Annotated in this window: 6 protein-coding genes and 1 pseudogene; 2 read left to right on the plus strand and 5 right to left on the minus strand. The window is 66.3% G+C overall.

Features of this window, described 5'->3' with window-relative positions; all coding sequences use genetic code 11:
- Positions 1-97: 97 nt before the first annotated feature.
- Together CH275_RS22215 and CH275_RS22220 are read right to left on the minus strand one after the other, a co-directional pair.
- Positions 98-2,827: a bifunctional acetate--CoA ligase family protein/GNAT family N-acetyltransferase gene (locus CH275_RS22215; RefSeq protein ID WP_373453735.1), complete on the minus strand. Its 2,730-nt coding sequence runs from the start codon at positions 2,825-2,827 to the stop codon at positions 98-100.
- On the minus strand, positions 2,820-4,088 hold the full coding sequence (locus CH275_RS22220; protein ID WP_094680410.1) for an acetoin utilization protein AcuC: 1,269 nt from the start codon (positions 4,086-4,088) through the stop codon (positions 2,820-2,822). The genes CH275_RS22215 and CH275_RS22220 overlap by 8 nt, the downstream gene beginning before the upstream one ends.
- Before the next feature lie 185 nt (positions 4,089-4,273).
- On the opposite strand from CH275_RS22220, the gene CH275_RS22225 reads away from it, so the two are divergent.
- A complete protein-coding gene (locus CH275_RS22225) occupies positions 4,274-4,960 on the plus strand; it encodes a metal-dependent transcriptional regulator (protein WP_094680411.1) in 687 nt (228 codons plus the stop codon).
- A 46-nt stretch (positions 4,961-5,006) separates the two neighbouring features.
- Positions 5,007-5,987, plus strand: a complete 981-nt coding sequence (gene galE, locus CH275_RS22230) for a UDP-glucose 4-epimerase GalE (protein ID WP_094680412.1) — start codon at positions 5,007-5,009, stop codon at positions 5,985-5,987.
- A gap of 16 nt (positions 5,988-6,003) precedes the next feature.
- Here galE and CH275_RS22235 read toward each other — a convergent pair whose 3' ends face one another.
- The 3 genes and pseudogenes from CH275_RS22235 to CH275_RS30150 all read right to left on the minus strand — a co-directional run.
- The gene (locus CH275_RS22235; protein WP_143546856.1) at positions 6,004-7,119 is read right to left on the minus strand and encodes a DUF4192 domain-containing protein; all 1,116 of its coding nucleotides are present in this window, start codon (positions 7,117-7,119) and stop codon (positions 6,004-6,006) included.
- Between the two features lie 150 nt (positions 7,120-7,269).
- Positions 7,270-7,980, minus strand: coding sequence for a DUF5642 family protein (locus tag CH275_RS22240; RefSeq protein ID WP_143546857.1), 711 nt, complete (start codon positions 7,978-7,980; stop codon positions 7,270-7,272).
- Between the two features lie 111 nt (positions 7,981-8,091).
- Positions 8,092-8,190 (minus strand): annotated as a pseudogene (locus CH275_RS30150) (MBL fold metallo-hydrolase); the annotation flags it as partial.

Genomic DNA, 8,190 nt, shown 5'->3' on the forward strand with positions numbered 1-8,190 from the left:
CCATCCCTGTTAGCGCCACCTCACGCGGTAGCCGAGCCGACGTTTCCTCCCCCTCGGGGACGTCGACTCGGCTGCCGCTTTTTCGTGGCCCGTCCGCTCAGCGCAGTCGACGCGGACCCAGATCGGCTTTGGTGGGCTCTGGACCGATACGCACCCGCGCGTCGGTGATCTGCGCGCCGTCGGCGGATGCCAGGACCGGCTCACACGAGATCTCTCGGATATCCGAGATGTCTTCTGCCAGTGCGGAGATTCGCTGAACCAGATCGATCAGAGCCTTCTTGTCGACGGGCACCGCATGTCGATAACCGGACAGCAGCGGAGCCGCCTTCGGCGCGTCGATCAGCTGTGCGGCTTCGTCCTCGGTCAGCGGAAGTACTCGATACGCGCGGTCGCCCAGCAGATCCGAGATCACCCCGGCCAGACCGAACGAGATGAGCGAGCCGAACGACGGGTCGTCCTGCACGCGCACGACGCACCCGATGCCCTTGACCGCCATGCGTTGAACGTGCAGTAACGGCTCGCCCGAGTCTGCAGCGAGGTTTCGGTACGCCACCCGCACCGCCGAGGCGTCGGCCATGTCCAGGCGGACTCCGCCGAGATCGGGCCGGTGCCGCCAACGCTCCCCCGTCGCCTTGACTGCTACCGGGTACCCCAGTTCGTCTGCTGCGGCGACGGCCTCGTCCTCGTCGGTCACGATGCGAAACGCCACGACGTCCAGGCCGTAGCAGGCGAGCAGCTCAGCGGTCTCGAAATCCGACAGCCAGCGCCCACGACTGCTCGCCGAACGCCATCCCTCGACCAGCATGGTGGCGCGTTCGGAATCGATGCTCTTGGGCCGGACCAGATTCGACACCGGTCGCGCACGCCACGACGAGTAGCGCCACGCCGCGGCCAGGGCCGCAACCGCTCGCTCCGGGCTCGAGTACGAGGGCACCGAGCCTCGAACCGGATGCCCACCCGGTCCACGGACCGCCAGCACGTCGGGAATACCTTCGGTGGCAAGGAATGTCGACAGCACGGGCTTGTCGGACCCTCGGACGGCATTGCCCAATGCGGTCGCGAACGGCTCCACCTCGACCGCCACCGGGGGCACGAAAACGACGATCACGGCGTCGATGTCCGACGCTGCCAGTGCCGACGACACGGCCGTGGCGAACTCTTCGGGACCGGCCTGCGGGCCGACGTCGATCGGGCTGCTCGCATGCAGACCCTTGGCCCGGGCGGCGTCGACGGCCAGTACGCCCAACGCCGTCGAGTTTCCCACGACGGCCACCCTCGGTCCGACCGGCAGCGGCTGGTTTCCGAAAAGCACCGCGCAGTCGAACAATTCCGAGATGGTGTCGACCTGGATGACGCCGGCCTGCGCGAAGAGTGCGCGCACGATCGAGTCGTCGATGTCGGCACCGATGGCATGTGCGGGCGGAACGGCACCGCGTCCGCTCTTGACCGCGATGATGGGCTTGCTGCGGGCGACCCTGCGCGCGATCCTGGTGAATTTCCTGGGGTTACCGAAGCTCTCCAGGTAGAGCAGGATCACCTCGGTGGCCGGGTCGGAGTCCCAGTACTGCAGTAGATCGTTGCCGGATACATCGGCTCGGTTGCCCGCGGAGACGAACGTCGACAGTCCGAGCCTGCGGTTGGCGGCCTCGTCCAGAATCGCGATGCCGAGCGCGCCGGACTGACAGAAGAACCCGACGTTGCCCGGGGTGGGCAGATGCGGGGCCAATGTGGCGTTCAGACCGAACTCGGGATCGGTGTTCGCGACACCGAGAGCGTTGGGCCCGATCAACCGCATTCCATGAGCACGAGCCGCGAGCACCAGCCTGCGCTCGCTCTCCTGCCCGGCCGGTCCGGTCTCACCGAACCCACCCGAGACCACCAGCAAAGCTTTGACGCCCTTGTCGAGACAGTCGTCGAGTACCGCGTCGATGGCGTCGGCGGGAACCGCTGCGATCGCCAGATCGACCGAGTCGGGGATGTCGTGCACCGTGGCGTAGGCGCGGACTCCTCGGACCGAACGATGATCGGCGTTGACGGGATAGACCGGACCGGTGAAATTGCCGGCCAGAAGATTCGCGAGAACGGCGTTGCCGACCTTCGAGCTGTCCGTCGATGCTCCGATCACGGCCACCGATCGGGGGCTGAGCACGTTGCGCACGCTGCGGGCCTCGGCGGCGCGCTCACGCGAATTGCGCACCGAGAGCAACGCTTCACTCGGATCGATCGCGAATTCGAGCCGCAGCACTCCGCCCTCGAAGGACCGGCTGACCTGATAACCCGCTTCGCGGAAGACGGTGACCATGTTCCGGTTCTCGGCGAGCACCTCGGCGACGAACATGTTCACGCCGTTCTCGGCGGCCGCTCCCGCGAGATGCTCGAGCAGAATCGGTCCGAGCCCGCGTCCCTGGTGCGCGTCCGCAACGACGAAGGCCACTTCGGCCGAGTTGCCGTCGCCCTCGGGCAGACGTTCGTACCGGCCGACCGCGATGATGTCGTCGCCGAGTACTGCGACGAACGCAACGCGATCGTGGTGATCGACGGTGGTGAAGTTGAGCACGTCACGCTGAGGCATCGTGGGGTACGGACCGAAATATCGGAGGTACCTCGTCCGCTCGGACAGCCGTCCGTGGAAGGCGACGATGCGCTCGGAATCGGAGGGGACGATGGGACGCAGGTGAACCACGCCGCCGTCGGAGGTGAGGACGTCGGCAACCCAATGTCGCGGAAACGACGTCTCCGCACGCTCTCGCGCCAGGTCCTTATCGGTCGGTTCCGACGCCGCAGCGGCCGGCTCTGCGGCCGAGGAGCTGTCGGTCGGTTCAGTCACGCGGGTCCTCCGGATCGAGTCCGAGCAGTGGGAACACTGCTCGACGGGTAGCGATGATCGCCGAATCGACGCGTTCGAGAGCCCTGTCGGTGCCCTCGGTTCCGGCGAGAGATCCACCGGGTCCGTCCCACGCCGGGTAGTCGACGTCTCCCCCGTCACCCATGGTCTGTGGCAGGTCGACACTCGGTGCCATGGTGCGAACTCGCTCGCGCCAGGTGTCCGGCAGCGCCGACATAGGATCGATCTCTCGGCCGAGCGCGGCAGCGATCAGATACGTCCAGGACCGCGGAACAACGCGCACCAAGCCGTACCCTCCACCGCCGACGGCCAACCACCGACCCTCGGAATGTTCGTCCGCCAGATCGCGCATGGCCAGGAATGCAGCGTTCTGGCCGTCGACGGTCAGGGCGAGGTCTGCGAGGGGATCTTCGCGGTGGCTGTCGACTCCGCATTGGCTGACGATGATCTGGGGCCCGAACGCCGCGATCGCGCCGGGCACGATCGCGTGGAACGCGCGCAGCCACAACCGATCCGCGGTGCCGGGCAGCAACGGAACGTTGATCGAGGTCCCCTCCCCGCGTTCGGTTCCCACCTCGGTGGACCATCCGGTGTTCGGCCACAGCGTCGCTGGGTGTTGGTGCAGTGAGACGGTGAGCACTCTCGGGTCACCGAGAAATGCCGCTTGGACGCCGTCCCCGTGGTGAGCATCGACGTCGATATAGGCGATTCGGTCGAACCCGTTGTCCAGCAACCACGAGATGGCGATCGCGGCGTCGTTGTAGACACAGAAACCCGAGGCCCAGTCGGCCATGGCGTGGTGCATGCCGCCACCGATGCTCACCGCGCGTCGAGCACGACCCGACGCGATTTCGCGAGCGGCGGCCAACGACCCACCGGCGAGCATGGCACTCGCCTCGTGCATCTGCGGGAACACCGGGTTGTCGTCGGAACCGAGTCCGTGGACGACGTCGTCGGGATCGCGTAGAGCCGGTCCCTGCGACGGTGCCTGTTTGACCGCCTCGATGTAGGCGCTGGTGTGAAACCGGAGCAGCTCGGAATCCGGTGCGGCGGCGGGCTCGACCAGTTCGACGCCCGCGAGCACGCCGATGTCGGTGGCGAGGGCCATCGTCAGATCGAGTCGGGTGGGGTTCATCGGGTGGTCGTCGCTCCACCGGTAGCCGAGGTAGTCCGCGCTCCACACGACGATGTCCTCGGGGCGGTCGGGGATGTACGCGGCGGCGCGTGTCGCCTTGTCAGACATACGGACAAAACTACGTTGCCGGACGGGATGGTGTTGCCGGGTTCCGGCGTTGTGCCCTGCGTCCCCTTGTGAGAAGCCATGGAAAACTGCCGACACCGTTGTGGTGCGCCGCGCCCGTTGCGGCTGGGTGCAGCGCCGATTTCGGGGCGCTGCCGGTAGGATCGAACCCGACGAAGGGGTTGAGTGTGAAGGATCTGGTCGACACCACGGAGATGTACCTCCGGACGATCTACGATTTGGAAGAAGAGGGAGTGATTCCGCTCCGCGCGCGAATCGCCGAGCGGCTCGAGCAGAGTGGTCCGACCGTCAGCCAGACCGTTGCCCGGATGGAGCGCGACGGCTTGTTGTCCGTTGCCGGCGACCGGCACCTGGAGCTGACCGAGAAGGGCCGCAGCCTGGCAGTCGCCGTCATGCGCAAGCACCGCTTGGCCGAGCGGCTACTGGTCGACATCATCGGTCTGCGCTGGGAAGACGTACACGCCGAGGCGTGCCGTTGGGAGCACGTGATGAGCGAGGAAGTCGAGCGTCGTCTGGTCACCGTGCTGAACAACCCGACAACGTCGCCGTACGGAAACCCCATCCCCGGATTGGAAGAACTCGGTCTCGGTCAGTCGACACTTGCCCCCGAGGCTCTCATCCGGCTCACCGACGTGCCGGTCGGCCAGCCGACCGCCGTCGTCGTGCGACGTCTTGCCGAGCACGTGCAGTCCGATCCCGAGGTGATCGCTCAGCTTCGCGAGGCAGGCGTGGTGCCCGATGCTCGGGTTACAGTCGAGGTCAAGCCCGGATCGGTCACGATCACGGTGCCAGGGCACAGCGGTGTCGACATATCCGACGAAATGGCGCATGCCGTCCAGGTGAAGAAGGTCTGACCTCGCATCGACGACGGCATCGGACGCGTGTGAGGGAGAACGAGCAGTGAAGCTTCTGGTTACCGGTGGTGCGGGATACGTCGGCAGCGTGTGTGCGGCCGTGCTCGTCGAGCGTGGTCACGATGTTGTCGTCGTGGACAACCTGTCCACCGGAAACCGGGACGCCGTGCCCGGAGGTGCCACGTTCGTCGAGGGTGACATCAAAGATGTGGCTGCCGACGTGTTGACCGGCGGCGGGTTCGCCGCCGTGCTGCATTTCGCCGCCCAGTCCCTCGTCGGCGAGTCGGTGGTCGCGCCCGACAAGTACTGGAGCGGGAACGTGGTCACCACGCTGGCCCTTCTCGACGCCATCCGCGAATCGGGCACCCCGAAACTGGTGTTCTCGTCCACCGCCGCCACGTACGGCGAACCCGAGAAGACGCCCATCACCGAGGATGCCCCGACCCGGCCGACCAATCCCTACGGTGCCACCAAACTCGCGATCGATCACGCGATCACGTCCTATGCGTCGGCGTACGGTCTCGCCGCCACCAGCCTCCGTTACTTCAACGTCGCCGGTGCGTACAACGGATTCGGAGAGAATCGCGTCGTCGAGACCCATCTGATTCCACTCGTATTGCAGGTCGCGCTCGGGCAGCGCGAGAAGATCTCGGTGTTCGGCACCGACTGGCCCACTCCCGACGGCACGGCCGTCCGGGATTACATCCATGTCGCCGACCTCGCCGAGGCGCATATTCTTGCGGTCGACGCGGCACAACCGGGTGAGCACACCATCTACAACCTCGGTAGCGGCACCGGCTTCTCTGTGCGCGAGGTCATCTCGTCCTGCGAGAAGGTCACCGGCCTGCCCATCGCCGTGGAACACGCTGCCCGGCGCGCGGGCGATCCGGCCGTCTTGATCGCCTCCAGTGCACGAGCAATGGAAGAGCTGAAGTGGTCGCCGGAGCTCACCGATCTCGATCGGATCGTGGCCGATGCCTGGGCGTTCCTGCAGCAATTGGGCGATCGTTCCCACGCCGCACACTGATGCGCTGACAGTGCCGTCACCGTCGACCGAATGGATCGCCGGGTAGTCGAACGCCGCACGCACGCGCACAGCCGAACCCACTCTCAGCGACTTCGCGGACCAGTTCGGGGCCGGCACCAGCACTGAGAGATCTGTCCAGCAATCGCGCCAGGCTGTAGTTTTCGTCCGCCTCCAGGGCAGCATCGATCGCGATACGAGCCATCGGTCCGTCGCCGCGCACATACGCACTGAATGCCAGAAGCGTTGCAGCAATTGCCCTTTCTCGCTTCGGAAGAACACGGGAGATCATCGCCCAGAACTCCTCGACAAACCCCGCGTCGTCGCCGAGGGTCAAGGCGAGCAGCGCGTCGCGAACCTGAACCACGCGGATCGCGACTGCGATCCGCGCGATGTCGACCGGGTCCAGCACAGAGTCGTACGGGGCCCGCGCGACGTACGAGAGCACGGACGTCAACTGGTCGGTACGAGACCGGGCGCTCTCACGACCGAGTCGCGAGATCTCGGCGGCCACCGCCCGCACCGTGCGCTCCGGGCCCGGTGCGATGGTGTCGGCCAGTTCGCGCCTGGACCGTCGAACCGAGTAGCCGTCCAGCACGCGAGCCACCGTCAGGGGTGACGCCGACGGATCGGACATCAGCCCGTACCGCTGCGGTCCGCACACCGACCACCATGTGGCGGAATCGGCGATCTCCGACGCTGCAAGGGCAGCGCTGAGCTGCACCCCGAACGATCCCAGGGTGGCGACGAGCTCGCCCGCCAACGCCTCGACGTCGAGCAGAAGCGGGTTCCTGACGGTTCGGTCGAGCCGATCGTCGACGAACACCGCCATCACAGCGGGAATGTTCTCCGACGCGCAATAACCGGCGAGGTAGCCGATGACGTCGAGCATCTCCTGGGTTGCCCTGGTGCCGCTGTCGGCGCGCCGGTCTATGTGCTCGCCGGCCAGCACGAGGTCGTGACGCATCGTGGGGCCGACACTCGCACCACCGTCCCTGACCGCGATGAGGACCATCGAACGGTGTGGATGAAATCCGAGCATGGCCGGGACCGCTGCCATCAGCTCGCTCGCGTCGCCGAGGCGTACGCGATGTCGTGAGTCGAAATCGTCGTGGGAATTCGTCGGTGAGTACATGACCCGAATTCTGGTGGGCACATTCTTCACCGGGCTCGGCACGACCTGGGGTTTCGAAGTGCCCTGTGGACAACGCGTGTCCTGTGGACGAACGGCGGCCCGCGAGCACGTGCCGACCGATGCGTGTCGGGGCCTCCTGCTAGCGCCGCGTCATCCTTGTTCGACCTTCTGCACTGCCGACGTGAACAGCTCGTCCAGCGTCATCGCGTCGGGCGTCTCGGAACCGAACGACATGAACGTGGCGGACACTCGAACTCCGTCGACCTGTGCCATCAGCGTCAACATCGACTGGGTCACTTCGTCGCCGCCGGCTCCCGAGACCACCGTCTGCCGGACGGCCAACGTGTCGTCCGCATCGATCGGAGGTGCGGGGGTCAACGTGGAGGTCACCGTCGAGGTTGCGCCGGACTTACTGGCCGTCACCTCACCGCATTGTTCGAGCTGCTCCTTGCGCGCCGAGAGCGGCTCGTCGACTGCGGTCAATTCGATGGAGATGGTGGACCGGCTGTCGTTGTCGGTGCCGACGATCATGGCTGTGCCGGTGGGGCCGAAGTCCTGATCGGCGGGCTTGCATCCAGCTGGGCTGACCTCCGCTCCGGCCGGTATTCCGCTGAGATCGGGAGCAGCCTGCGAGATTGCCTGCTCGGGCAACACCAGGGCGTCGTACGGAGCCGGGAACGTCGACGGGTCGATCAGCAAAGCGTTCAGATCGACGCCGGACTGGGACGACGACGTGGTACCGCCTGCGCTGGGTTCGGGGGTTCCAGTGACGGTGGAGCTGCAACCGACCAGCACAAGAGCTGCGATCGCTGCCGAGGTCGCGGCGATGGACAGGCGGGTTCTGCGTGCGGCGGGGCTCACAAGACGTCCTCTTCGGGTCGGTGGGACGCCGCAGCACACGCTCCGGCGTCCCACCACTGTCTCATTCCGACCACCTCGAATGCGGCAGGCGAACTACCGCAGTGTCGGAATTCAGCTGCCGCGGGCGATCCATTCCTCGAGGTGTGGTGCTTCGTCGCCGATGCGTGTTCGGTCTCCGTGTCCGGTGTTGACTCGGGTGTCGGCGGGGAG

The organism is Rhodococcus sp. 06-235-1A (genome assembly GCF_002258785.1).
In the GTDB taxonomy this organism is placed as follows: Bacteria; Actinomycetota; Actinomycetes; order Mycobacteriales; family Mycobacteriaceae; genus Rhodococcoides.

Bases quoted from the DNA above. Each gene is read 5' to 3' on its own strand.
- CH275_RS22220 (WP_094680410.1), bottom strand. From the start codon at position 4,088: ATGTCTGACAAGGCGACACGCGCCGCCGCGTACATCCCCGACCGCCCC.
- CH275_RS22235 (WP_143546856.1), bottom strand. From the start codon at position 7,119: ATGTACTCACCGACGAATTCCCACGACGATTTCGACTCACGACATCGC.